We start from the raw sequence: 24502 nt of genomic DNA, 5'->3' as shown, positions 1-24502 counted from the left end.
AGCTGTATCAAATTAAAAATGTAAGCTTTTGATTTTAAAGGTAGCGCTTGTATCAAATTATGTGCCGCGCTACTCGTCACGACCCGATTTAAAAGATGCAATAATGTTGTCGTCGTCACGCTTTCGTCGGTCAGGCTTTGTAAACTCAATCGACATTTTTATAGTCCCTTTGTGCTCCATCTTTAAACCCGCCGCCTTTGCGAGCAAGAAGCACTCAGACTTGTAGGCCTTTGCCTGCTTCGACTTAACCGCCCAGTGCAGCCGCTTATTTGGGTTCAGGCCACTTGGCGGGTATGGTAAAACCAGTTGTTGCTTGCTCATGCCGCCACCCCCATCTCCAAAGACTCACGACCCGCCGCATTGATTCGGTGCTTGCGCATGTAGTCTCTGCCTGCCTGTGTGATCTTTAAATGCCAAATTGATGAACCGTTTTCAATCAGTCCGCAACGCTTCAAATCCATAATTAAAGGTGATCCACCAAACCGCTCAAAGTACCCAGATGATCGCTCCTTGAAGTAAACGCCCGCAATGGCCTGTAATCGTTTATAAATGACATTGGCTGAATTTAGCTGCATGTTTGTTGATTCAAACCAATCTCCGCTGTGTTTGCTCGACGAAACAGCATCAATATCGACAGGCTTTGCGTACATCGTCATTAAAATTGCGTTCATACCATCTACCCCTCAATCTCGTTCAATTTCCGCTTCAATCTCGCCGTGACAATTGCACGCAAAACCAAGGCGGCCACCACACCAATAAACCCTCCAACAATTAAACTACACGCTGTGCAACACATCGACACTTTCCTCTCCGCCGCTTTTAATACCATTCAAGTGATTAATTATCGTCATTCCAGCCCTTACTTGCGTCCAATAGTCCGATGAAAACAATGCATCCTCAACCGTTTCCTTAAAAGCTCTTGCTGCCATTTTCATAAGCTCAGTCATTTTTTATCTCCAATTTGTTTTTCACACTTAATTGATGATACAAAACCAAAAAAACAGAGCGCAAACATGAAAATGCAAAAAATGACCCCAGCTGTGTTGCCATCACGTGCAAACTCCATCCCATCAACGTTTATCGCTACAGCCGAGGCCAAAAAAAAGCCCTGAAAAACCCAATAAAACCATCTCATCACAACCCCCATTCTTTCGCCGTTATGGCTAAAATTAAATCAATCAATTTAAACTCCTAAAATCACATCGCCAACTTAAAAATCCCTGCGGCCTTGTCTTTGATCATTTGTGCCCCCTGCTCCGACAATGTAATCACACGCAAGCTTGACCCGTCACTACCGTTTGAAAGCACCGCTATTGCCCTGTCAGGATCACCAACAAGCCTAGGCTGCGCCAACTTAAACCCATTCATTGCATTTTGCTGATTCGATATGCCCATTAATCGCCTTGGATAATCAGCAACATCGCCGCGCTTTCGAATTGTTTTATAAGACTCGATAAATCGAAGCCTCTTGAATTCAAAATCCTTTTCTTCACCCTTGCAAAAATTCACCCAACCCCCCATTCCCTCGATAACAACATGGATAAAGTGGAACGGCACATAATTTGATACACTGTAAGCATTTGATTTAAAACAAATATCAAATTAAGCTGTATCAAATTAAAAATGTAAGCTTTTGATTTTAAAGGTAGCGCTTGTATCAAATTATGTGCCGCGCTACTAGAACTCTATCGTTTTCAACTTTGCATTTCATGATTCGCTCATTGGATATTCGCTGTACTCAACGCCATCGAGAAATCGACCTGCGGTTTTTTTGCCAATTCTGCAAACGGATGAGTCTGGGTCAAAGGTATGCCAAAGTTTGCCTACACATTCTGAGTTAGAAGCTTGTAAATCGTGGCGTTGAATCCACTCACCCCATTGCTTAAAAAAGAATGGCACGCCAGCCTCTGCGCACTGGTCGCGCAAAGAGCGTACCCATTCAGAGTGCATCGGTCGCGCATCCTTCCCTGATTCGCCGCCGACTATGACCCAATCAATACCTCGCCCGCACCGTTCATCATGGTGGTGTTCACCGTTGGTCTTTCCATTGCATCCACGCTGTCCGCCAATCCATCGCGTACCGCCTAAAGACATATTGAGGTCAATTTGTCCGAGCAGCGGCTCAATGCTCAAAAATCGAACAGCGGCGGGCGTTTTGAGTAGTTTTGGAATGTCGCGGTCGGCTTCTTCCTGATTGCAGATTGTCGCCCCCAGCCAAATATTGGGGTATCTATCTACCCAGTTTCCCCAGCCGCTCGGAAAGTACTCATTAAGCATTTTTTGCGCGTTGCCAATGCGTTTAGTCAATAGCAACCAGTCAAGATGTGGTGTTGAGCCAATTAAATCGAACAAATCAGCACGCCAATCGCTCGGCACTTCGTTGTCGAATACATCCGCAAGACTCGCGCAAAACATACGCGGGCGCACTGGTTTGATAAAGCCGCGTTCAATCAGTTGTTCGTCGGTCAAACCAGGGTGTCGCCCCTTGAATTTTTCCCATGCGTTCTGTTTCAGTTCGGCTTGACGATTCCAGCGCAAAGGTTGGTTCCAGTTTGATTCGCTTGTGCGCTTGCGTGGTTTCCCCGAGCCCCATTCGATGCCAAAGCGGTTGCCAAAGCTTGCCGCATAACAGTTGTCGCATGCGGGCGACACTTTCGTGCAACCAATCCACGGATTAAAGGTGTGGTCGCACCATTCGATGTTAGAATTTTCAGCCATTATTCTTCTCCTTTCTTTGGCGGTGCGGGCAGGGGTTGCCAGTGGGTTGGATCACAACGAAAAAGATTTTCGCCATCATCATTCGATTTGCCCAGCATATCAAGCCATTCGTTTTTTTCAATGTTTCGAATTGCGACGGTTGTTTCATTGTTTTTCGTCCACACGATGCATAAATTATCAGTCGCACTCTCAATCGGCTTCCATTTCCGCGCCTCATGCGCCTCGATTACGGACTGTGCGATTGTCTCAAATGCTTGACGTTGATTCGGAAAAAGGTCGTGCCATACTTTAGTCTTTCCGATTTCATCCGCAAATTTTTCGTAGGCAATTTGCCCCAGTGTTTTGCTTTCCATTCTGAATCCCTTAATTTGTCAAAAAATAAATAATCAGCCGCACAACGGGCATTGCCATTAAGTTTATGCCAATGGCTCCAATGACGGAGCACGTGGATATTCCTACTCCCGTGTCCGATAGGTATGTGGCGGTAACAATTAGTAAAAAGCCAAGTAAAAACAGCAAAGAACCTGCGCAAATAAATTCAAACGCCATCACGCACCGCCTTTCATCGCCGCTCGGATTGCTTCGCGTGGGCTTGCACCTCTGGAAATTTCACAGCTATCGCCGATATATTGAGCACATCTGATTTCGGTATGCTCCGAGCCGTCTATTTCGCAAAAGTCATCATCAACATCAAGGTTGGTCGATACTCGCACGAAATCTGGTTGATTTATAAACCAATCCAGCCGCTCTTTATCCTCGCGTAACTCAGCCAGATCTTCAGCGCTCACAGGCCGCTCAATGTACTCTACGCCAGCGGCCTCACATTCTTCGCGTGTTGCCATGCGCAAACTCTCCACCGAAAAAACATCGATCGTCGAAAAAAACTTGTACGGCGCTAGCAAAATAACGCGCGCGTTTGCCCCATTTGGCCTGCTTTGCCCGGTTTGATCTTGATGCTCAGGGTGATTTCGCCACCTTTTTGCGTCTCGCTGCATGCGATCGTGAGGTCGTTGATCTTTTGGGTCAGCTCGTCTGATAATTGGCCAAAACGCACTTGGTCGATGATGTTGTGAAACTGCTGCATGGTGCTCTCCTATGGTAAGTTGCCGCGCTGCATGTGGTTCATCGGTGGCGCGGCGCACCGAGAATCGAATAAAAAACCCTACTGGCCGAAGCGGTCGGGAAACACTGGATGACCAGTGAAGGAGGTTGATCTGTACGCGAGAGCCCTAAGCTCTGCCTAAAACTCTTTTAAGTGACGGCTGTTTCCAACGTTGCGCGTGCCCCATGTACGCTCAACCCATCGATGGCGTCACTTAAAAAAGCCCTACGATGGCTCAAATCGTGCGGCTTCGATGATTTGGCGGCCTGTGATGAGGTGGGCGCGGTGCATGGCATCGATTGAGTTGAAAGCTTTGACTTGGATGTCACGGGTGACACCGCTTTCAAAGGTGGCTGCTTTGGGGATGTATGTGCAGCGGTAGCTGTGTAACTGGTTGGCTGTTCGGTTCATTTTGTTGTCATCTAAAAGTCATTGTTGAGAGCTGTTTTCCGTGGGACTATATGTCTCGCTTGTAATGTCGGCTATTGTTACCGTCATCATGACGATGCCGCCGCGTATAACATGCATCCATTGGTCGTACGACGCTGTTTGAAAAGCGAGATATGGTGCGCCTGAGTCAACCAACCATTTAGCAAGCTCTTCTCCTGTTTGAAAAGCGGGGCTGATGGGCGTGCCTTCCGATGTGTCTTCGTACATCATGTAGTGGTTTTTTTCGTTTTCATCCCACATTGGCATGTAGTCGTTTTTATCGGGCGGATTTCCATATTCGTCAAGTGCTGCCTGCAGCCCATTCTCACGGACTTCGGTCATCCATTCTTCTGCCGTCTCGCTGTAAAAATAGTTGTTTATCAATGGTTTGTAATTGCCTGTGCGCTCATTTTTTGGGTGCAGCCAGTCGGCAGGCACGCGCCTTACTTCTCGTCCCATTTTTCATCCTTCGGTTGCTTGCGGCATTTGGCGCTCAAAAGAGCCATTGAAAACAAAACATACGTCAACCCATCCGCGAGGCATTCAGCTTGGCTTTGCGGCGCTTCGTTCCACCCAAAGTAGCGGTTTTGATGTACGTACCATGACAGTGTGATTAAAAATAAAAATAGGGTCTTCATTTGCTGCTTGCAGTCAGCGTTTTCAGTCGCAATTGCTCCCGCGCGTCCTCTCGGTATGCCACCTGTACCGCGTGAGCGGGGGCGGCGGGAAAAAAAGCGGCGGGGCGGCGTTCTTTTTCGCTCATGTCGTTGTGATCGCATGACGTTGCACCAAGGGTCAGCCCAGTGATGAGCGCGACCAGCAAGGCTTCCTTTGCTTTTGTCATTTTTGCGGTGCTCATGCTGCCCCCGTTTCGCAAGGGTGATCGTAAGGTGTAGCGTCAGCAAAACCAGCGCGTTTCAATAGTTCGATGACTTGGCGGGGGCTGAGGTTGTTGTTGTGCTGTTCCAACAAAGAAAGCAGGTCTGAGCAGAGGCTCATGGCTGTGAGTGCGTCGTTAAAAATTTCGATTTTGTAGCCATCAAGATAGCTGGGCCATGTGATTGTGAACTCGCCGATGAGACGGGCTGATTTAACGACTTGGATTAGGATTTCGTCCGCTTTGTTGTTCGGCATGGCTGCTGTACCGTACCACGCTTTTGATGTGTGGATGTAGCTGCGTAGGGTTGGCTTTGCGCCCGTTGCAATGCATGCGGCTTGTACGAGTTGGGTTGCTGTGTTCATTTTTTCGCTCCTTGTTGTAACTATTTGTTGTAATCATTATTACAAATAATTGTTGTAACGTCAAGCTGAAAATAATAAATTGTTATATTTTTTGTTGTAGCTTTTTTGGCGAAGGGGTGTTTTTTCTTGCAGATTTAATTCTGTTATATTAAAAATATGTGCAAAAAACCACCCTAGGGTGGTTTTAAGTTTCGCAATTTATTGATTTAAATAATTTATTCATGACAGAGGGACGCTAATGTCACTCTGTGATGGGCGTGGTTTGTTTATTTTTTAGCTTCCGCCATTCCCATGGTGCGACAGCTGGTAAATCAGGCCGATATCCCCAGAGCCCCAAAGTGGCTGCCTTCGCCTGCTGTTGAATCGGGTATAAAAACTCATGTCCTGAGCTGTATTTGTCATACACCCACGCCATGCCTTTACCGACCATATACGCGCCCGCGTCAATGCCGCCACACGCGACATCTGCAACGGTGCGCCCGTATCGATCGGTGTCTATGTATTTTATTTCGACGGTCTTGTCAAAGCACAGATCAGATAGTGTTTTTTTTGCATCTTGACCAAACGCCTGTTTTTTCTCAGGTGAATCGATCGCGCTGATTCGTATTTTTTTTTGGACATTCGCAATTTGATCGTACACGGTTAAGGTGTCGCCGTCTGTAATGCCAACTACACGTATTTGGGAAAAACAAGGCGTGGGCAGCAAAAATACAATGCTTAGTGCTAGTTTTGCTGCCCTGTTTAATTTTTTAAAAATCACAACCAAACCCGCTTCTGTAACGAACTCTGCCGATTATTTTCAGTTCGGCATTTTGCGCTTTTTCTTCTGTCAGTTCAATTGCCAGCCCTTCGGCTGGGTTGTCGCTAGCGATGCGTACCCCGCCGCCAAGGGTTTTAAAGACGCGCTTAACCATCCATTCGCCTTCGAGTGTCAGGGCAAAAACGCCGCCATGCAGCGTTGGTGCGCGGTCTCCTTGATCGATTAATACGGTGTCTCCGTCGTGCAGGATAGGCTCCATGCTTCGGCCGATGACTTTCATTGCTAGTGCGTTTTCAGGGGCTATTTTATTCGCTTTGATTGACTCGGTTTGGAATGGTAGGGGGCGTTTAAAGTCGATCACGGGATTATCTCGTCCATGTCCTGCGGATAGTTTTGCGTCAAGGACGGGGATATTTACAAACTCGTTGTCCGGCAGCTCACTGTAATGCTCAAATGTGCGAATCGCGCGGATAGATTCGACATTGCTTGTCTTCATGCCGAGGCCGTCTCCCCAGTAATTTTCGGGTAGCCCAAGTTTGGCAACGATGCGGTCTTTTAAATCTTGGCTGGGGGAGTGATAAAAATAACTCATGTCTTCTTCGCCGTTTTCAATTTGCTCAGCGATTTCGGGCAGCCCGATTTTTTCGCAGAACGCTTTGATGCTCATGCTTCCGATTGCTTGGCCGATTAATTTAATTATGGTGTTTTCTGCCTCTTCCAGTGAGCGGCTCACTCCGTAGTATTCGTCAGAGTGCTGCAATGCTTCGATTTGATCTGGTTTTTGGCCATAAAGAAGGTAGGCTGGGGTCGTATCAAAGTATGCGGCAAGCGCGTCAACTTGTTTGTCGCGCGGCTTTGTCCTGCCTGCAAGCCATGATTGCACGGCTTGGGGTGAGACGGTTACAGCCCTCGCGAGTGCGGATTGGTTTCCACCATTTTTTTCTTCAAGGAGGGTGGCGAGGCGATCTTTAAATTCTGGTTCGAGTGTGTTGTTCATAATCTTTATTTTACAAATAAGCGTTGTAAAAAGCATTTCAATTGTTTGTTGTAATTGCGCTTGTTTTGCTGTAATATTACGTTGTAATTAGGAGCTGATATGACTACAAATGTTAAAAATGAGTCTGGTATCCAACAAGCCGTTGTAATTGCGGGCAGTCAATCCGAATTGGCACGCAAGGTTAATGTTGTCCCTCAGACGGTTCAAAAGTGGGTGGAGAGTGGTCATGTTTCACCTGCGAAGGTCAAGGCGGTTGAAAAGGAGACGGGAGTTCCACGCGAAAAACTTTGTCGTTGCTGCCTTTGAATCTTTGTTGGTGCTATTTAATCACTTACGCTAAAAAATAAATACGTGAGAAAAGTAATGGAAGAGTACAGGGTGGCGATATGACGGCTCGGCGATTTGCGATGGAAGTGTTGGATGTTACGGCGGATATGGTGTCGTCGTTTCGTGGGGGCTTTGCTGCTGTGGCGGCGATGTTGGGTGGGCGGTCTGAAAAGGTTTTGCGTAATAAGTTGTCGAAATACAACGATACGCACCATTTGACTTTGCAAGATTTTATCGACATCAATCGATTGCTTGTGGATGAGCCGTTCGGTGATCGGGCGTTGCAGGCGTTGTGTTTTGAGTTCGGCGGGGTTTTTATGCCGCTGCCAACGCTGTCTGCGGGGGTGATGCAGGCGGATGATGTGACGGCTTTGTTGCGCTCGGTTAAAGAGCACGGTGAGGCGATGGCGGTTTGCGGCTCGGTGTTGATGGGTGGTGCGCGTTTGAGTGAGGCGCAGTATCAGGAGGCTGAGCGTGAGTGTTTGGAGGCTTTGGCGGCGTTGCGCGAGTTGATGGTTCGGTTGCGTGAGCGTTGCGCTTGAGTTGCGTGGTTTTAATGTCTTATGTTTTTTTGTTTTTGTTTTTGTATTTTATTTTGTGTTTTAAGCAGCGGTGATGCCGCCGCGCCCAGCCACCGATGGCGCGTACTTGAAACAAAGTAATCGTGGCAGTTTGAGCGGTGGGTCTCGCCCGATTTTGCGAGTGAAATATCTTCCTCGCTGGCTCAAGCCGATGAAACCCGTAAGGTTAGCCCCGTGATTGATTTGCGGGCGATTTTTTATGCTCTGGAGGCGGTCTTGGTTTTTGCTCACTTTTACGCGGGGATGTCATTGTACAAACGCGCGTCGGCGATGCTGGCGGTGGATGGGTGGGTGCGGGCTGCGGCGGTTGATGGTGGGCGGTTTTTTGTTACGTTGTCTCCTTTGGGGGTTTTGCAGGTGGTGACGAGGCGCGGCGCAAGAGAGGGGACGTATTTGCGCCTTGAGCGGCGCGCTTGTGAGGGTGGTTGTTTGGTTGGTGTTTATCGGGGTGTGGGGGAGTCGGTTGGCGGGGTTGGGGTGTCTGATGTGATGGATGATGTGTCCGATGCTTTGATTCGTGCGGGGCTTTGATTTTGGTTTTTTTGTAAAGAGGTGGCGGGATGGCTGGTTATTTTTTTGTGGGTTTTTTTGCGGGCATTGCTTTTATATGCCTTTTGGCTTTGCTTGATGCGGGGCGTGGCGGCGATGGTGATATTGAGGGATGGCAGGTTTGATATGTCTGATTTTATCGATGAGACTGATGCGCGTGAGCAGTTTGTTTTAAATGCTTCGATTCAAAATGCGCGGGACAGGGCGGCTGCGGTTGGACAGAAGTGGTTTAAGTCTTGCCAGTTGTGCAGTGATCCGACGGTGGATGGTGCGGCTTATTGTGACGATGATTGTTTGATTGAGGCGCGGCGTGAGCGGGCAGTACGGGACAAGCAGTTTGCGCAGCGGCGTTGATTAAGTTTTAAGGGATGTTTATGTGGTGGTTTTATTCGCGTCGCAAATTGGCGGCGATTCGGGCTAAAAAAGAAGAAATGGTGCGCAATGAGAAAGAAAAGTAGTCGAAAGGTGGTTGTGATTCGGGGGGTGTTCGCACCGCGCATGCCCAAAAAGCAATGTGATGAGTTGGCGTTGTCGTATCACTCGGCTTTGTTTCGTTTGAGCCAAGGGCTGGGCGATGAAAAGGATTTGTGGGCACTGTCAGCGATGATGGAGATGGTGGCGATTGGTTTGGAGATGTCGCGATTGAGTCAGGCGCTTAAAGATCAGGGGCTTGCCACTTTGAGGGATACGATCAGCGGTTTGATGCGTGCGGTGTGGCGTGGTCATGATGGTAAGAGCTGGGGGCTGGATGGTGATACGTTGCAACTCATGCGTGACATCGTGACCGAGCATGACAAGCAGGTGGCCTCGGCGGCACATGCGGAGGTTGAGGTTTGGGTTAGTGAGGCGTATAGACGGGCATCGGGTAAGGGTGTGTTTGCGATAGATGTGGATGGCGATGTGCGTAATATTTTGGATGTGCCTGCGGATTCTGTTTTTTTAACGGCGCTCAAAAATAATAAAAACAACGTGAGAGTGGATGGGGTGCGGGCATGAGCCACTTTGAAAACGAGCCGATTAATTTTAAAGGCATTGCTCGCGCGGCGTTAAATCAGGCTGAATCGTTGCTGCGCCAATGGTTGCCGTCGGGTGTGGTCAATGGTGGCGAATACAAGTCAACCAACCCGACTCGCTCGGATCGGTCTCCCAATTCTTTTTCGGTCAATTTGCATTCGGGGCTGTGGGCTGATTTTGCGACGGGTGACAAGGGCTGTGATTTGATCGATTTGTATGCTTATCTCAACAGTGTCAACAACGGCAAGGCGGCGGTTGATGTGGCTAAATTGGTCGGTTTTACGATGGGTAGCCAACGATCATCGCACGCCAAGGCTGCGCCCGCGCAAGCAGTGTCAGGGGGGCAAAACGCTGTTGAGCCAAAGCGGCGCGGTAAATGGTCGGCGGTTGTGCCTGTGCCTGATTTTGCGCTGCGTGGTGTGCCTCAGCGTCATTTCGAGCGTGGGGAGCCTGATGTCCGTTGGGCGTATCGCGATGAGGCAGGTGATTTGTTGGGCTTTGTGTGTCGGTTTACGACCAGCGGTGGGGGTAAAGAGGTGTTGCCGTTGGTGTTTGCGCGCAATGTTGATACGGCGGAGCAAAAGTGGACGTGGGTGCAGTGGGTTGAGCCGCGTCCTTTGTATTTGGCGGGTTTAAATTTGAGGGCGCCGGTTTCGCTGGATTTAGCGCGCACGTTGCTGGTGGTTGAGGGCGAAAAATGTGCGGATGCGGCGGCGCGCTATTTTGCAGATCGTGGTGTCGATGCCTACGACGTGGTGAGCTGGTCAGGTGGCGGCAATGCGGTCAAAAAGGCAAACTGGGCTCAGGTTGCGGGTTATGTCAAAGTGGTTTTATGGGCAGATCGTGATTTAAAACATGATAAAGAGGGTGTGTTGCTCAAGGCGCATTTGCAGCCTGGATTTAAAGCCATGCTGGACGTGGGGCAGGCTTTGATGTCGGTAGCTGGCGCTTGTGCCGCTGTTGGCGGCATCAGCATGGTGGATGTGAGTGGTTTTGCCCCTGATGTAGATGGTTATGATGTGTTTGACGCAATTCAGGACGGGATGGATGTTCGCCAAATATTGGGGGTGACCGTGCCGCTTGCTGAGGCTTTGAGCCTTGGGCAGGGTCAGCGTGATAAGGCTCCAAAAAAGGGGGGGGCTTCCGTTGGCGCGGCTGACGCGGGTGATGGTGATGGTGATGGTGATGTGAGTGCTGAGTGTCGTAAATTGCAGCGGCAATTGATTTTGAGTGATAAAGGCAATCCCCGCGCGGTGCGTGAAAATGTTTTTTATTGCCTGTCGAAGTTGAGCGATTGGCGCGGCGTGGTGGTGTTTGATGAGTTTAGCAATCGCGTTATGAAAACCAAGCCCACACCGTTTGGTACAAAGGCGGGGGAGTGGACGGGGGCGGATGATTTGCAGCTGGGCTTGTGGCTTGCTGAAAATATGAATTTAGTGGTGCCAAGCGGTCAGGTGTTGGTTGAGGGTGTGTCTTTGACCGCAAACAAGAATCGAATTCACCCACCGCGCGATTATTTAAATGGCTTGAAATGGGACGGTTTGCCGCGTTTGGATGTGTGGTTGATGGGTGCGTTTGGTGCGCGTGAGTTGACACGCACAGACGGCGAGTATTTGCGGTTGGTGGGGCGTAAGTTTATGGTGGCGGCGGTGGCTCGTATTTATGAGCCCGGCTGTCAGGTGGACAATATGATTGTGTTGGAGGGTGAGCAGGGGCGCGGTAAATCGACGGCGATTCGCATCTTATTTGGCGATTGGTTTGCGGATACCCATCTTGACCTCAACAACAAAGATGCAATGGCTCAGTTGGATGGTGTGTGGGGCTATGAGATCGGCGAAATGGATGCGTTTTCTCGGGCTGAAGCAACCAAGGTTAAAGGGTTTATTACGTCACGCGTGGATCGTTATCGTGCGGCCTTTGAGCGGCGTACTGAGGCACATGCGCGGTCTACGGTGTTTATCGGTACGACCAACCAAGATGAGTACCTCAAGGACCCAACGGGGGCGCGGCGGTTTTGGCCTGTGCGCGTCAATGATCACATTGATTTCGACTGGCTGCGCTCTGAGCGCGACCAGTTGTGGGCTGAGGCGGTGACGCATTTTAAATCGGGCGAGGCTTGGCATGTGACGGCTGAGGAGCAGCGTGATGTCTTTACGCCTGAGCAGGCGGCGCGTGAGGTGCAGGACATTTGGTTGGAGATGGTGGCTAAATGGCTGTCCAGCGACGAAATGGCTTACAAGACGTCGGCTGGCTTTACGGTTAGCGATGTGCTCAAGGGGGCGATTAACTATCCGCCTGACAAGCTGGGTAATGCCAAGCAGGAGTCCACTCGCATTGTGGCGATTTTAAAGTCTTTGGGCTTTATTAAAAAACGTGTGTCTACGGGCGATGAAAATGGTTACCGAGGGTATTTATATTTAAAACCGGCTTAATTGCGGCACGCGCAAGCTGTGTGTGGGGTCGGTTTGGTGTTTTGGTTTTAAGTTGTGCGTTTGATTCAGAGATGGGTGCTTGTTTAATTGGCTGGGCGGGGAGTTTGGTCAAGGCGGCAAGTGTCCCGAAAAGATGATGGTGCTCAATTATTGGAGTAAGCGTCCAGTCATGTCCAAATCTTTTTTACGAGATTTGGACATGAGAAACGCCGTATTTACGGGCTTTGCAGCGGTGCTGTCCAAATGTCCAAGCGTTTTGCCATGCGTACACATGTGCGTGTGCGTGCATGCGCGTGTGTGCGAGGCGGTTTTATTTTTTTAACATTTATTGATTTTGTTATGGACATTTGGACAATGGTTTTTGAGAGCACTGTTTATGCGGGTTTAGCTTGTCCGACTGGGTCTGGTCATGGTTGAGACGTTGGACGTGACGTTGTACACCAATAGTGAGGCCTGGCGGTTTGAGTGTGAGTGCCGCCATGTGTTGGGCATCAAAGGGCGTGAGGCGCGGCGGAATTATTTGGATGAGGTCAAAAGGGTGCGCGGTGTGGCGGCTGCGTTGAGGTTGGAGGATGGGGTGCGGTTGATGTGGAGTGCGCGTGGCTCGGAAAGCTTGGGGTGATTTGTGGGACGTACGGCGATGACGGTGTTGGATAGTTTGGCTTCGTTGATTGGTTTCAGCGAGACGTGCGTACTTGCTGCGGTCTACGGGGGGCGGTCTTTGTCTGTGCCTAAAAAACTGAATTATTCACACCCTCTGGCTTTGTTGATTGGGCTGGAGGCGGCTAAGGTTTTGGCATCGGAGTTTGGCGGGGGCTCGATAAAAATATCACCCCTGATTGTTTACGACCGATATGCCAATTTGGTGCGTGCGAACCAGCTGGCGTCATCAGGTTTGAGCGTTGCAATGATAAGTCGAGAGCTGAGGGTGTCTTTGAGGACTGTGCATGGTTATTTGAGGGACGCGAAGTCTTTAAAAGTCCAGGTTTTTAGCCTTAATATGAAAAATAAAAAACATCAAAAAATGAAAAGGATAGGGTCCCTACCCCTCCCTTCCCCCTGCGAGTCGTCAGACCCGCGGGGAAGCGGTCAGTTTGAATTGTTTTAATATGGTTTAGTTTAGTTTTGTCAATATAATCAATGATTTATGTTTTTTTTGTGTGTGTTTTAAAGGGTTTTTGCTATGCTTAAAAGCGTCGAGGATTTGGCTGATATTGAGGTCGGGGTTAAGGTGTTGGAGGTCGTTTTAGGCGTATCTGAGCAGTATATTGGGCGATTGGTTAAAGATGGTGTTTTGCCAAAATCAGGGCGCGGCGCTTACCCGTTGACCGCATGTATCCGCGCGTTTGTAGACAATTTGCGTGACAAGCAAAAATCAGCGAGTACAAATGAGGATGGGTCGGTTAAAGTCAATGCAGCCTACGAATTGGCTGTGTTGCGGCAAAAGCAAGGCACGTTGGTCGACATCCGCATCCAAACCGAATTGGCGCAACTGGTGCGCACCGATGAAGCGGAGCGCATTTTTGCGGAGGTCATAGCCGATGCAAAGACACAATTTCAGGCTTTGCCTGTGAAAATGGCCACGAAACTTGAGGGTTTGCCCGCGAATGACATTTACATTGCGTTGCACGAATACGCACATGAAACGCTCAAACGCCTGAGCGTGCCTGTGCAAGTGATTGACCAAGAACTACTGGATCAAGTATTGCGCTTGGAACAATCGACGCAAGCCGAAATTGAAGAATTGGAACAAAACGATGAGTGATATTTTTGCGTTGTTGGCTAAAAATGCAGAAATGCTCAAACAACGTCTATATGCCGTGTTTGCGCCGCCGCCCAACATCAAGACCAGCGACTGGGCGCAGCAAAACCTTTATTTGTCAAAAGAAGAAGGCCCCGAACCAGGTTTGTACTCATGCAAGGACGTGCCATGGCAAGCTGAAGTGATGGATGCGCTCGACGGCATCGAAGTCGACACCCTCGTCATCATGGCGGCATCACAAGTCGGTAAAACCACGATTCAGAAAGCGATCACAGGCAAGCGCATCGACATCGACCCATGCCCGATCCTCAACGTGCAGGCCACCGAATTGATGGCCAAAGAGTACAGCAACACCCGTCTCGCCCCGATGTTACGCGACTGCCCCGTATTTAAAAACAAACTGATCCGTGACGACACCTACGTCAAGGGCTTCGTCGGCGGCTACGTGGCCATGGCATGGTCACAATCACCCGCGACCCTCGCCAGTCGAAGCATTGCACTCGCCAATGGTGATGAAATCGACCGCTGGCCCGTGTCATCGGGCAACGAGGGTGATCCGCTCGAGATCATGAAAGCCCGTACAGCCAACTATCCAAACGCAAAACACGTTTTCGCCAGCTCCCCCACCACCAAAGACGGGCGCATCTTTGTTGAATTTGAGCACACCGACCAGCGGCACTTCCACGTGCGATGTCCTGATTGCGAGCATGAGCACGAGATGAATTTCATAGAGCAACTGCGCATGGTGGACAACAACCCCGACACCGCCATGCTGGCTTGCCCGTCCTGTGGCAGCCTCTACGGCGATGCCGCGTTGCCGCGAATGGTCAAGGCAGGGCGGTTTATTGCAAAGCATCTTGAGCGTAAAAGAAAGCGCGGCTACACCATCTCGCGCCTCATGACCCCCAACTGGACAAAGCTTGGCAAATTGGCGGAGCAATACAACAAAGCCAAAGACAAACCCGAATTACTTCAAGTATTCATTAACACGCAGCTCGGCTGGGTCTACGAAGACAAACAAGGTCAAATCAGCACCGCCGCCGCCCTTGCCGCACGGCGTGAAAATTACGACCACAACCGCCTGCCCGCATCCGTACTGTTTTTGACAGCAGGAGTGGACACCCAAGACGACCGCTTGGAAATCGAAGTGCTCGGGCACGGTCTGAACGAAGACACATGGGGCGTACAATACCTTGTGATTTACGGTGACCCCTCCGCGCCCACGGTTTGGCAAGAACTCGACCGCATTTTGCTGGGCGGATACGCCACCGCCGACGGGCGCAACCTGCGCATCGCCGCGACCTGTGTGGACTCGGGCGGTCACCACGTGCAACGTGTGTACGAGTTTTGCAACAAACGCAACAAGCGCAATGTATGGGCAGTCAAAGGCCGCTACGGCCCCTCACCCATTTGGCCAGTGCGCATTTCGCGCAGTAAAAAATACCAAGGCTTTCACCTGCGCATGATCGGCGTGGACACCATCAAAGACACCCTGTCCGCACGACTGCGAACAGCAGAAGGGCAGGCAGGCTACTGCCATTTTCCGTACACTTACGACGAATTGGAGGACGAAAAACTGGTGTACTTTAACCAACTCACCGCCGAACGTCGCGTGGTCGAATGGGACAAAAAAGGCCGCCAAATACACACATGGAAATGCGACAAACACAAACGCAACGAAGCGCTCGACTGTCGAGCATATGCATGGGCGGCCTACGTTGGATTGGTGCAAGAAAAACGCCTCAACGTCGAACAACTGGCGCAAATGCAGCAATTCGCACTGTTCGAAGGAGACCCGTTGACCAGCGGGCAGAACCAAACCAACGAAGTGGAGCCAGCCCCCGCCCCAGGCCAAAATAAACCCGCTGCGCCACCCAGAGCAAAACCGCCATCACAAGGACGGCGGCGGGTGAGTCAGAGCAGCTATGTGCGGCGGTGATTAAAGTTTTTTGCAAAAATTCGGCGCGTCTTTTTCGCCTTTGTCGTTTTTACAGAAATCATTGGTTATATTCATGCCAACTGGATGATAAATGCGCACATCGGCGGCTAAATTTAAAATGTCACGCTCGTACATGTTTTTTAAATTGGCTTTTTTCAAGTCATCCGACCGCCAAGCCACTGCGTAAATTTTCTTTTTGGACTCGTTGCCATATTTGTCCTGCAATTTCGCATCCGCAAAAACCCACACTTCTGAATATTGGTCTAAAATTTCGGGGCGGTCATTTTTTAATTGATCCAACGTCAGCATAAAACGATTGGACAGCATAAACACCCGATCCAAGCCGTCAATGTGCAAAACAAGGGCTTTGGGATTTGAAATGTCGGAGCGGTCGTTGACGGAATCGACGTACCCCGATTTAAGAAAGGTTTCAGCTGGAATAGACTTGTCTACTGCGACAGGTTCACTTTTTCCGCATGCGGTGATGGTCAATGCTGTTGATATAAAAAGAGCAGAAATTTTCATAAAGCCCCCTTATTTTTTATGATTTGGACATTTTCGACCAGAGCCGCCAGGCAAACAATCGCATGCAGATCCATCGCCATCGCGGTCTAAACTTTTGGCTTTATGGGTTTCATAGTATTTTTGCGCCTCTGCATGTGTTTTAAAGCTTTTGCAGGACTTGGCGTTTGCAGTGCCGCAAAATAAAGAAAGGGCTGAAATTGATAGGATTAAAAATTTCATGATAACTCCTTGATTTTTTGTAAAAATAGTTTTATGATTGGCGCAAGTGCTCAAAACACAAATCTCGAAGCGGATAGCCCCGCGCCCGTCAGACGTGGTTTTTTTACGCCTATACCTAACGATTTTACTCCAAGTTCGCTCCTTGTTGTTTCTTTTCGTCTATGGTCGAGTGTGTGGCTAATACAACACCAGCCTTGGCTGGGAATATGCCCGCCGTCTTCGAGCGGTTTTGAGCACTCGACCGCCTTACTCAAAATAAGGCATTCCTCAAAAAAATCTCGAAGGAGTTCATCATGAATGCTCAATCTCAATTGTTACCCATCCAGTTTGCAGGCGCAACGCTTTACATCATCAATCAAAACGACCAGCCATTTGTACCCATGCGCCCCGTAGTTGAGGGCATGGGTTTGGATTGGAAGTCTCAATTTGACAAATTAAAACAAAGGTTTGCGACCTCCGTGGTGGAAATCACCACGCAGATGTCTGGCGATAATCAACGCCGCCAATTTGTTTGCCTCCCTCTTGCCAAACTCGCAGGCTGGTTGTATTCCATCAGTCCCAATAAAGTCAAACCCGAGTTGCGCGACAAGGTGATGCAGTATCAAAACGAATGCGATCAAGTGTTGTTTGATTATTGGACCAAAGGATTGGCGGTGCGACCGCTGGCCACGGGTGACGGTGCGGGAGAATTTACGCCACGGTTTGACCCATGGTTTGCATTGGTGTCGGATTGGTTGGCATCGGACGAATGCGCCAAGGTCAGTGTGTTTCACATGAGCGACATTTTGCAGGGTGCGTTACACTACAAACCGACCCATGAGCCGCAGCATTGGCAGATGGTGCGTGTGGGCAACATCATGAGCAAACTCGGTTTTGTCAAACGGCGAGAATCGACGGGTGCGCATCGCCGCTGGTATTATGAGCGTGGTGAGCGCGGTCAGGCGCATGATGTGGCGGGCGTAGATGCTTTGAGTGTGCCTGAGGGCGGATTTGATGTGGCGGTGATGGCGCGAGCGCATCAAGCATTGATCGAGGCCACTTGGAATAAAGGTGGGGTCAATGTGGACTGGGACAGTATCATCCCAACGGAGCAAGCGACCATGGGCTTGTTGGCTGCGGTGCTGTGCGATAACCGCTGGGTGCTGTCGTTTGATCGGTCAATGCGCCCGCGCCTCGAACCCATCGGGCGCGATGAGCAACTGATTTCGTCCGCGAACTTGTCGAACAGGGTGAGCACAGGCGCGTTGCATTTGTCGGTGAATCAATTGGTGGAGACGATGCACGCTTGTGTCGCTAAAATTGGCTGTCGAGTGGGGCGTGTGGGTGGTGATGCTTCAAGCCAATAAATAAATCGTGGGCTTAATTTTGATCAAAAAATATAAAGTTAAAATGGGTTTGCATGTCGCTATGTAAAAAATCATTTTTATATTGATTCGCAAATCACCCTATAAGGAGCGGCAAAATGACCGTTAAAAAATACCTCGTGATCCCAGGAAGCGTTATAAGCCAAAACGATACAGACATCCACCATATTTAGCCGAGTCAGCTCATTCAATTGTACGGGGTTGATCCTCGTGAGTGCTTAATTTACGATATTGAGCGTTCTCGAATTGACGGTGAAAGGTATGATCGTCAAAACAAAGAGCTTTTTGATGGTTTAATCAAGCTGACCCCACGGGTGGACGGAAACTACCGTTTAACTTGATTCTTACCGCTGTTTTCTGCAAATTTTTGCGCAAAATAGCGGCAGGATAATTTAAGCGTGGTGCGTTACATTCGCACCATGCTGACAACCACTTCACTTCCCCTTATTTTCACCGATGCCGATGTGCAATCGGTGGCGCGCGCACACGCCAACAACACCGCCGATGTCAAATTCGGTGGTGCTTCTGTTGTTTTTCGGTCGGTCGATGATTTGCCACGTGTGCAGGTGATCGTGGCGAATTTGGCGGCGTTGGATGTGGCCAGTTCAAGCGGCGTGCTTGAGGTTGAGTTTCGCGATCGGCGCACGCGTTTTGTCTCGGGTGATGAGCTGCGTGCTGAGCGCGCCAAGCAGTTGTCGGCATTGACGGCTTATCGTGCTGCGGTAGAGGGTGCGACAGCGAGCCGTCGCAGCTCGATCAAAGTCCGTTACGTCAATTACAAGCGGGGCTATTAATGAGCCGCCGCAAAATCAATCCTAAAAGTGCGCGTCATGCGCACGCCATCCAAGCGAATAGCCAGTACGTCGAGCCGCCTGCGCCTGCACACGATGCGAGTAAGTCGGGTCGTCGTTTGTTTAATTGGCGATTGGGTTCGTCAAGTGCGATCACCGAGCTGTCCGCCATTGGCGTGGCGCGTGTCCGTGCCCGTGATGCCTACCTCAACAACCCGATCGCCCGCGCCGTGATTGATTTTATGGTCAGTAATTTGATCGGCAATGGCATCTCGCCCATGCCCGATTTTAAAGACGTGACTTTGCGCAAAAAAGTGATTGCGGTGTTTGAATCGTGGTCTCTTGATGCGGATTTAATCAATGGTTTGGACTTTTACGGCATGCAAACCTTGATCGCGCGCACTTTTTTGGTCGCTGGCGAATGCTTCATCATTCACCGGTTGGTGGAGACCGACTCGGGCGTGACGTATCGGGTACAGGCGGTCGAGCCTGAGCAAGTGCCTTTTGAAACTCGTGATCTAGAGAATGGGCACAGCATCGTGCAAGGAGTGGAGTTTGATGCCAGCGGCGTTCGTGTGGCGTACTGGGTGCGCGAAAACTTGCATGACATGAGTGCGACCACGAAACGCATTGAAGCGCGATTTGTCTCGCACGTGTTTAAACCGATGCGACCCAGCCAAGTGCGCGGCGTGCCATTTTTGGCGAATGCGCTGGTGCGCTTAAAACAAGTGGATGATTTTGACGATGCGGTGCTTGAGCGCATGAAAATCGCGAATTTGTTTGTGGGCGCGATTCGCCGCCCTGACAACTATGATGAGCCCGCACAAACCCAAATGCAGCCTGATGCTGAATACCCTATGGATGACGGCGATTTGCCGCCGCTGGAGATGTCCCCAGGTGCCATGCTGGAGCTGGGTTTTGGCGAATCGATTGATTTTTCAAATCCGCCTGATGCGGGCATGAACTACACCGAATACATGCGCTGGCAGTACCGCACGATTTGCGCCGCGTTTGGCGTGCCGTACCAAGTTGTAATGAACGACTATGCAGACACCAATGACCGTGTGATGCGGGTTGCTTTAAATGAGCTGTCACGCAGCCTCACGCAGTTAACTGAAAACATCCTCGTGCAAAAAATGTGCCGACCGATTCGCCGCTGGTTCTTCGATCAGGCGATTTTGGCGGGGCTGTTGCCAAGCAATAAAGTGGAGATGCGAGCTACGCGATGGATTCCACAGCGCAAGCCGTACATTCATCCCGTGCAGGACGTGCAGTCCTTGCGCTTACAAAATGAGCTGGGGATTTTGCCGCGCTCTGAAATCTCTTTGCAAAACGGCCGTGATGCCGATTCTGTTGATGCGCAGTACAAACAAGACCTTGAGCGTGAGCAGTCTTTGGGGTTGAATTTTTCAAGCGCGCATGCGCTGCTGCCATCGGTTGATCCTGGGTCGAACAATTCGACTGCGCAAAATAGCGGCAGGACTTTTTTTAAGGCGCGAGGAATAATGCCAAAAACAAGGAGCAAGAAATGAAAAGTTGGTTTTCAATCGCGGCACAGGCGGCCTCGACCGAGGTCGCGCCCGTCTATGCCATTTCGATTCACGATGAAATAGGCGGTTGGGGCGTGTCGGCGGCGGATTTTTTGTATGAGTTAAGTCAAATCCCTCGCGACGCAAAGATTGAGTTGTCAATCAATTCGCCCGGCGGCAGTGTGTTTGAGGGTTTGGCGATTTACAACGTGCTCAAAGCGCGACGTACGCATATCGAAGCACATGTGGTGGGCGTGGCATGCAGCATGGCGTCGATCATTTTCATGGCCGCGGGCAAGCGCGTTGTGCCTGAGAATGCTTACCTCATGGTGCATGGTGTTTCGGGCGCGTGTTACGGCTCATACGCTGACATGCGTGAGCAGGCGGCGGTCATGGAGGCTGTTGAAAGCACGATGGCCTCCATGTATATGGAGGCCACGGGGCAGGACGAAGCCACGGTCAAAGGCTGGATGTCGAAAGACACATGGTTTGATGGCAAGCAAGCCCTTGAAGCGGGCTTGTGCGATGAAGTGGTGGTCACGTTGCAGTTGGCGGCATGCGCCTCGGCCTCAGCCCTCAAGCGTTACGACACCGCACCCGAGGCAGTCAAGCAATTGTTTGCAGTCAAAGCGGTCAGCACAGCGAATGACGATGAAGGTGGTGATGGTGTGGCGGTTGCCGCCGCACCCGCGGTCACGGTTGAGACGCCTACGGCATCGTCCGTACAGCCTGAAGTGGGTGCGGGCGAAGCCGATGCTGTCGCACGGCTCGCAGCGGTCAGCCGTTGCTTGGCGGCAAATGAGCCTTTGTTGGCGCAGATGTTATCAAGTCACACATTGGCTGTGGGCGATTTGGATGCACGCATCGAGCGCGCGGCGGGCGTTCGGGCGTTGGCGGTAATTGCGGGCTACCCGACGGCCGATGAGCTGGTTGCCAACAACAGCACAGTGGCCGAAGCGCAGGCTTTAATGAGTTTGTACGCCAAAAGCCAAGCGCCTGCGGTTCGAAGCGTGCAGGCGTCAAGCAGCGACATCCGCTTGCCGTCTGATAAGCCCGTGCAAAAAACGGTGGCTGAGGCCATCAACGTTTCGGCGGTTTATGCCAGCCGCAAGCCCAATCAAAACCCCAATCACAACAGTAAATAAGGACCCATCATGGCTGATTTAGCATTGTTTCAAGACAATTTCCACTTAACAACGTTGACGCAAGCAATTAATAACGTTGCTGTGCCGTCTAAATTTTTATCAGGGCTCGGATTGTTTGAGGAGTCCCCTATTGACACAACGACCGTTGCGGTCGAAATCCAGGACGGCGAAATCGTTTTGGTCGCGAACAAGCCGCGCGGTGCAGATGGCACGGCGGTGGGTGGCTCATTGCGTGGCGCGCCGATCATTTTGACCGCCTCGCATTTACCTGCGACAGCAGACATCTTGGCGGATGTGATCCAAAATATTCGCGAATTTGGCACTGGCTCTGCATTAGAGTCGTTGCAAACCAAGGTGGATGAAAAGCTTAAATATTTACGCAAAAGTATCGATGCCACGCTTGAATACCACCGCTGGGGTGCGCTGAACGGCAAAGTATTGGATGCCGACGGCACCACTGTGTTGCGTGATTTGTTTAACGTGTTTGGTTTGACGCGGCCAAGTGACATCACGATCAATTTTGGTGCGGCGGATGTGGACAAGCAGTTCATGACGGCGACGGACGTCGTTGACGAAGCGCTGAATGGCGCGGGTCGCAATGGTTTTATTGTGTTGTGTGGTAAAAACTTTAACAAAGAGTTTCATGGCTCAAAAGCACTCAAAGACGATGTGCGTTTGTGTAAAGAAGGCGAACAGGCACGCAACGACTTGCGCGAATCCTACGAATACAAAAACATTCGTTTTTACCGTTGCGTTGAAAAACTCGCGGGACATTTGATGGTGCCTGACAATGAAGCGATCATGATTCCGACGGGTGTGGATGCTTTGTTGCAAATGCGCTTTGCGCCTGCGAATTATAACGAAACCGTGAATACCAACGGCTTGCCATATTACGTCAATACCGAACCTAAAAAGTTCAACAAAGGGTTCGATTTTGAAGCGCAAAGCAACCCGTTGACGTACTGCTCTCGCCCGCACGTGATCCGTCGCCTCAAGCTGGCGGGGGCTTAACAGTTGATCTAAAAAGCCCGCACTCCAGCGGGTTTTTTTTGGTTGGATTGTTTTAAAAGGGGGGTCTTATGAATTGGCTTTTGAAATACGTGGACAAGATTAACGCCCGCATCTTGGGCGATGATTTGGTGGTGGACGGTGTGGTGATTAAAGGCTATTTTTACAAGTCGGTCAGCGCGCCAGAATACGGCTTGCAGCCCACTGAATTGGTCGAGTTTTATTGCGACGTTTTTAAGCGAGATGTATCGGGTTTGCCTTGTCAGGGTGTGACTTATGACGGGTCGTGCTTTGATGTGGTGCGTCAAGGCGAGGCCGATGAATTGACGATGCTGCGCTTGCATCTGTCACCCGCCCAACTCAAGCAAGCACACAAATCGGCGGGCATATGAGCGTTGATTTAGAGGTCAAGATCAATGAGGCCGATCTCGCAGATTTGATGCGCACGCTGTCCAGCATGCCACATGCGTGTGAGCGTGCGGCGCGGCGCGCCATGTTGCGATGCGCGCGAAAAATGAGCAGTGAAACCACTAAAAATATGTCGCAAAGTTTAAAAATTGCGCGTGCCGTCATGCGCTCTCGTTTGCGGATTTACCGTAAAAACGAGGGCATGGCGCAAAAAGTGTGGCTGGGCATGAATGCCATCGCGGTCAGTCGATTGGGCAAGGCCACCCAGCAACGCAACGGCGTGCAGGTGGGTGGTGAGTTTTACCCCAAGGCTTTTATGATCAAAAAGCGCGGGCAGGCGGTGTACATCCGCCATGGGCAAGGTCGGTGGAACTTTGGCTATTTGGTCAAAGAAATCAGCGAAGAAGCTGAGGATGCCTTGATGCGTGCTTATGGGCAGGCGGATCAGTGGTTGATGGATATTTTGGCACATGAAATTGAATTTGAATTGGGTAAATTATGACACTTGAAAACATGCACGTGGCGTTGGTCGGTGCGATCAAACAAATGGATTGGACGCTGGGGCAGGTTTACACATACGAGGCCATGCGCGAGGCAGAACCCTCGCCATCGGTGCGTCTTGAATTGACCGAGGGTGATGATGCCAGCATGGTCGGTGGAGGCGATGCGCTGGACGTGTCGCTGCGCTGGGTGGCGCGGGTGTTGATCAGTGCGGCGGCCGAAAACGCCGAATTGTTGGTGCGGCAGTATGCTTTCGCCACTGCGCGCCAACTCAAGCGAGTGGGCAGCATTGGCGCGGGGATCATCCGCATTGTCCGAGTGGCGCCCGATGAATTTAAAGAGCCGTTGAACGGCTACTTGACGTGGATGGTTGAGTTTGAGTTTGATGCACCGCTGGGTGAAACCATTGAAGCCGATGAGCCTGTGATAAACCCCATGAACCTGACCATGGTCAAGCATTGCTGTACGGGTGACACCGAGGTTTTTGAAGTTTTTGGCGATCAAGACCCCTTTCCTGTGGAGGAGGTGATTGGCGGGCATGGGGTCGCGTAATGAGTGACGATCTGGGGCGTATCGATGCGCTCGAGCGGGCAGTGGCGAACATGATCCGCGTGGGCGTGGTCAAGTCGGTGGAGGGCATTCACGCCATCGTTGCGCTCGGAGATAACGACAGCGCGCCGATGCAATGGGCGGTGCGACGCGCGCACAACGACAGCGATGGATGGTCTCCAGCTGTCGGTGAACAGGTGATCGTGCTGGCACCGGGTGGGGTGTTGGAGGATGCGTTCATTGATGGTGCACTGTACCGCGATCAATACCCCCCTGCAACGGTCAATCCCGATGAACATGTGACGCGCTACGCCAATGGTGCACGGCTCGTGCACAACAATTCAACGGGCGATTTGACCTTTGAAATCAAAGGTACTTTCAGGGTGGTCGCCCCCACTGGTGTTGATTTTAAATCTCCAACTTTTAAGCAGAGCGGTGGTGCAGACATCGGGCAAGACATTGCCGTTGGTGGTGACGGTCGATTTGGCGGTAAGGTGACCGACTCCGATGGCAATAACGGTGCGTAATCGGCGCAAATTTACGCGCAAAATAGCGGCAGGACATTTGCGGCGGTGGTCAATATAGTACGGGTACACACATTTATAGGAGTG

The 24502-nt window shown here is 50.6% G+C and carries 34 protein-coding genes; 18 read left to right on the top strand and 16 right to left on the bottom strand.

All coding sequences use genetic code 11. From position 1 onward, the window contains the following. Positions 1 to 69: 69 nt before the first annotated feature. From DTO96_RS12055 to DTO96_RS11980, 14 genes are all read right to left on the bottom strand, one after another. Positions 70 to 321 carry a RusA family crossover junction endodeoxyribonuclease gene (locus DTO96_RS12055; protein ID WP_114563732.1) on the bottom strand — a complete coding sequence of 84 codons (252 nt, stop codon included), beginning with the start codon at positions 319 to 321 and terminating at the stop codon, positions 70 to 72. Beyond that, positions 318 to 671, bottom strand: a complete 354-nt coding sequence (locus tag DTO96_RS12050) for a hypothetical protein (RefSeq protein WP_114563731.1) — start codon at positions 669 to 671, stop codon at positions 318 to 320. The genes DTO96_RS12055 and DTO96_RS12050 overlap by 4 nt, the downstream gene beginning before the upstream one ends. A gap of 105 nt (positions 672 to 776) precedes the next feature. Further along, entirely contained in the window at positions 777 to 947 is a 171-nt protein-coding gene (locus DTO96_RS12705) for a hypothetical protein (RefSeq protein ID WP_157964438.1), read from the bottom strand. 250 nt (positions 948 to 1197) lie between these two features. Further along, entirely contained in the window at positions 1198 to 1557 is a 360-nt protein-coding gene (locus DTO96_RS12040) for a DUF6475 domain-containing protein (protein WP_114563729.1), read from the bottom strand. Positions 1558 to 1707: 150 nt separating this feature from the next. After that, a complete protein-coding gene (locus tag DTO96_RS12035; RefSeq protein ID WP_114563728.1) occupies positions 1708 to 2718 on the bottom strand; it encodes a DUF5131 family protein in 1011 nt (336 codons plus the stop codon). Continuing rightward, the gene (locus DTO96_RS12030; protein WP_114563727.1) at positions 2718 to 3071 is read right to left on the bottom strand and encodes a DUF551 domain-containing protein; all 354 of its coding nucleotides are present in this window, start codon (positions 3069 to 3071) and stop codon (positions 2718 to 2720) included. The genes DTO96_RS12035 and DTO96_RS12030 overlap by 1 nt, the downstream gene beginning before the upstream one ends. 195 nt (positions 3072 to 3266) lie before the next feature. Then, entirely contained in the window at positions 3267 to 3560 is a 294-nt protein-coding gene (locus DTO96_RS12020; RefSeq protein ID WP_114563725.1) for a hypothetical protein, read from the bottom strand. A gap of 53 nt (positions 3561 to 3613) precedes the next feature. Continuing rightward, complete coding sequence (locus DTO96_RS12015; protein ID WP_114563724.1) at positions 3614 to 3802, bottom strand: YfdP family phage-associated protein; 189 nt, start codon at positions 3800 to 3802, stop codon at positions 3614 to 3616. Positions 3803 to 4045: 243 nt separating this feature from the next. Continuing rightward, positions 4046 to 4231: a hypothetical protein gene (locus DTO96_RS12010; RefSeq protein WP_114563723.1), complete on the bottom strand. Its 186-nt coding sequence runs from the start codon at positions 4229 to 4231 to the stop codon at positions 4046 to 4048. 18 nt (positions 4232 to 4249) lie between these two features. Then, positions 4250 to 4708, bottom strand: coding sequence for a hypothetical protein (locus tag DTO96_RS12005; protein WP_114563722.1), 459 nt, complete (start codon positions 4706 to 4708; stop codon positions 4250 to 4252). Positions 4709 to 4883: 175 nt separating this feature from the next. Then, complete coding sequence (locus tag DTO96_RS11995) at positions 4884 to 5108, bottom strand: hypothetical protein (RefSeq protein WP_114563720.1); 225 nt, start codon at positions 5106 to 5108, stop codon at positions 4884 to 4886. Then, positions 5105 to 5491, bottom strand: coding sequence for a hypothetical protein (locus tag DTO96_RS11990; RefSeq protein ID WP_114563719.1), 387 nt, complete (start codon positions 5489 to 5491; stop codon positions 5105 to 5107). The genes DTO96_RS11995 and DTO96_RS11990 overlap by 4 nt, the downstream gene beginning before the upstream one ends. Before the next feature lie 241 nt (positions 5492 to 5732). Then, positions 5733 to 6131 carry a thermonuclease family protein gene (locus tag DTO96_RS11985; RefSeq protein ID WP_225972512.1) on the bottom strand — a complete coding sequence of 133 codons (399 nt, stop codon included), beginning with the start codon at positions 6129 to 6131 and terminating at the stop codon, positions 5733 to 5735. Between the two features lie 109 nt (positions 6132 to 6240). Then, positions 6241 to 7248 (bottom strand): XRE family transcriptional regulator, encoded by a 1008-nt coding sequence (locus DTO96_RS11980; RefSeq protein WP_157964436.1) that lies wholly within the window; start codon positions 7246 to 7248, stop codon positions 6241 to 6243. A 99-nt stretch (positions 7249 to 7347) separates the two neighbouring features. Here DTO96_RS11980 and DTO96_RS11975 point away from each other — a divergent pair, with 99 nt between their 5' ends. From DTO96_RS11975 to DTO96_RS11930, 9 genes are all read left to right on the top strand, one after another. After that, the gene (locus DTO96_RS11975; protein ID WP_114563717.1) at positions 7348 to 7554 is read left to right on the top strand and encodes a transcriptional regulator; all 207 of its coding nucleotides are present in this window, start codon (positions 7348 to 7350) and stop codon (positions 7552 to 7554) included. A gap of 80 nt (positions 7555 to 7634) precedes the next feature. After that, positions 7635 to 8117 carry a phage regulatory CII family protein gene (locus DTO96_RS11970; RefSeq protein ID WP_114563716.1) on the top strand — a complete coding sequence of 161 codons (483 nt, stop codon included), beginning with the start codon at positions 7635 to 7637 and terminating at the stop codon, positions 8115 to 8117. Positions 8118 to 8330: 213 nt separating this feature from the next. Further along, the gene (locus DTO96_RS11965) at positions 8331 to 8687 is read left to right on the top strand and encodes a hypothetical protein (RefSeq protein WP_114563715.1); all 357 of its coding nucleotides are present in this window, start codon (positions 8331 to 8333) and stop codon (positions 8685 to 8687) included. 144 nt (positions 8688 to 8831) lie between these two features. Then, positions 8832 to 9059 (top strand): hypothetical protein, encoded by a 228-nt coding sequence (locus tag DTO96_RS11960; RefSeq protein WP_114563714.1) that lies wholly within the window; start codon positions 8832 to 8834, stop codon positions 9057 to 9059. A gap of 144 nt (positions 9060 to 9203) precedes the next feature. Further along, entirely contained in the window at positions 9204 to 9701 is a 498-nt protein-coding gene (locus tag DTO96_RS11955; RefSeq protein ID WP_157964434.1) for a hypothetical protein, read from the top strand. After that, positions 9698 to 12151: a virulence-associated E family protein gene (locus tag DTO96_RS11950; protein WP_114563712.1), complete on the top strand. Its 2454-nt coding sequence runs from the start codon at positions 9698 to 9700 to the stop codon at positions 12149 to 12151. The genes DTO96_RS11955 and DTO96_RS11950 overlap by 4 nt, the downstream gene beginning before the upstream one ends. 409 nt (positions 12152 to 12560) lie before the next feature. Further along, entirely contained in the window at positions 12561 to 12773 is a 213-nt protein-coding gene (locus DTO96_RS11945; RefSeq protein WP_114563711.1) for a DUF7696 family protein, read from the top strand. A gap of 561 nt (positions 12774 to 13334) precedes the next feature. Next, positions 13335 to 13916 (top strand): hypothetical protein, encoded by a 582-nt coding sequence (locus tag DTO96_RS11935; RefSeq protein ID WP_114563709.1) that lies wholly within the window; start codon positions 13335 to 13337, stop codon positions 13914 to 13916. Further along, positions 13909 to 15852, top strand: a complete 1944-nt coding sequence (locus tag DTO96_RS11930) for a phage terminase large subunit family protein (protein WP_114563708.1) — start codon at positions 13909 to 13911, stop codon at positions 15850 to 15852. Before DTO96_RS11935 ends, DTO96_RS11930 begins: the two co-directional genes overlap by 8 nt. On the opposite strand, the gene DTO96_RS11925 is transcribed toward DTO96_RS11930, so the two are convergent. Both DTO96_RS11925 and DTO96_RS11920 read right to left on the bottom strand, forming a co-directional pair. Next, entirely contained in the window at positions 15853 to 16377 is a 525-nt protein-coding gene (locus DTO96_RS11925; protein WP_114563707.1) for a hypothetical protein, read from the bottom strand. It abuts the gene before it with no gap. A gap of 9 nt (positions 16378 to 16386) precedes the next feature. After that, a complete protein-coding gene (locus DTO96_RS11920; RefSeq protein WP_114563706.1) occupies positions 16387 to 16596 on the bottom strand; it encodes an excalibur calcium-binding domain-containing protein in 210 nt (69 codons plus the stop codon). Positions 16597 to 16889: 293 nt separating this feature from the next. Here DTO96_RS11920 and DTO96_RS11915 point away from each other — a divergent pair, with 293 nt between their 5' ends. The 9 genes from DTO96_RS11915 (at position 16890) to DTO96_RS11875 (ending at position 24418) form a co-directional block, all read left to right on the top strand. Further along, positions 16890 to 17942, top strand: a complete 1053-nt coding sequence (locus DTO96_RS11915; protein ID WP_114563705.1) for a phage antirepressor N-terminal domain-containing protein — start codon at positions 16890 to 16892, stop codon at positions 17940 to 17942. Positions 17943 to 18379: 437 nt separating this feature from the next. Beyond that, positions 18380 to 18754 (top strand): hypothetical protein, encoded by a 375-nt coding sequence (locus DTO96_RS11910; protein WP_225972511.1) that lies wholly within the window; start codon positions 18380 to 18382, stop codon positions 18752 to 18754. Then, a complete protein-coding gene (locus DTO96_RS11905) occupies positions 18754 to 20283 on the top strand; it encodes a phage portal protein (RefSeq protein WP_114563703.1) in 1530 nt (509 codons plus the stop codon). Before DTO96_RS11910 ends, DTO96_RS11905 begins: the two co-directional genes overlap by 1 nt. Then, on the top strand, positions 20280 to 21425 hold the full coding sequence (locus DTO96_RS11900; protein WP_114563702.1) for a head maturation protease, ClpP-related: 1146 nt from the start codon (positions 20280 to 20282) through the stop codon (positions 21423 to 21425). Before DTO96_RS11905 ends, DTO96_RS11900 begins: the two co-directional genes overlap by 4 nt. Before the next feature lie 9 nt (positions 21426 to 21434). Then, positions 21435 to 22436: a major capsid protein gene (locus DTO96_RS11895; protein ID WP_114563701.1), complete on the top strand. Its 1002-nt coding sequence runs from the start codon at positions 21435 to 21437 to the stop codon at positions 22434 to 22436. Between the two features lie 68 nt (positions 22437 to 22504). Further along, positions 22505 to 22825: a hypothetical protein gene (locus tag DTO96_RS11890; RefSeq protein ID WP_114563700.1), complete on the top strand. Its 321-nt coding sequence runs from the start codon at positions 22505 to 22507 to the stop codon at positions 22823 to 22825. Then, positions 22822 to 23343 carry a hypothetical protein gene (locus DTO96_RS11885; protein WP_114563699.1) on the top strand — a complete coding sequence of 174 codons (522 nt, stop codon included), beginning with the start codon at positions 22822 to 22824 and terminating at the stop codon, positions 23341 to 23343. The genes DTO96_RS11890 and DTO96_RS11885 overlap by 4 nt, the downstream gene beginning before the upstream one ends. Beyond that, on the top strand, positions 23340 to 23894 hold the full coding sequence (locus tag DTO96_RS11880; RefSeq protein WP_114563698.1) for a hypothetical protein: 555 nt from the start codon (positions 23340 to 23342) through the stop codon (positions 23892 to 23894). The genes DTO96_RS11885 and DTO96_RS11880 overlap by 4 nt, the downstream gene beginning before the upstream one ends. Then, entirely contained in the window at positions 23894 to 24418 is a 525-nt protein-coding gene (locus DTO96_RS11875; RefSeq protein ID WP_114563697.1) for a phage baseplate assembly protein V, read from the top strand. The genes DTO96_RS11880 and DTO96_RS11875 overlap by 1 nt, the downstream gene beginning before the upstream one ends. Positions 24419 to 24502: the final 84 nt, after the last annotated feature.

This window comes from Ephemeroptericola cinctiostellae (genome assembly GCF_003339525.1).
Lineage (GTDB): Bacteria > Pseudomonadota > Gammaproteobacteria > Burkholderiales > Burkholderiaceae > Hydromonas > Hydromonas cinctiostellae.
The sequence above is the reverse complement of the archived record's forward strand: the minus strand, read 5'-3'. Positions and strand labels throughout refer to the sequence as shown.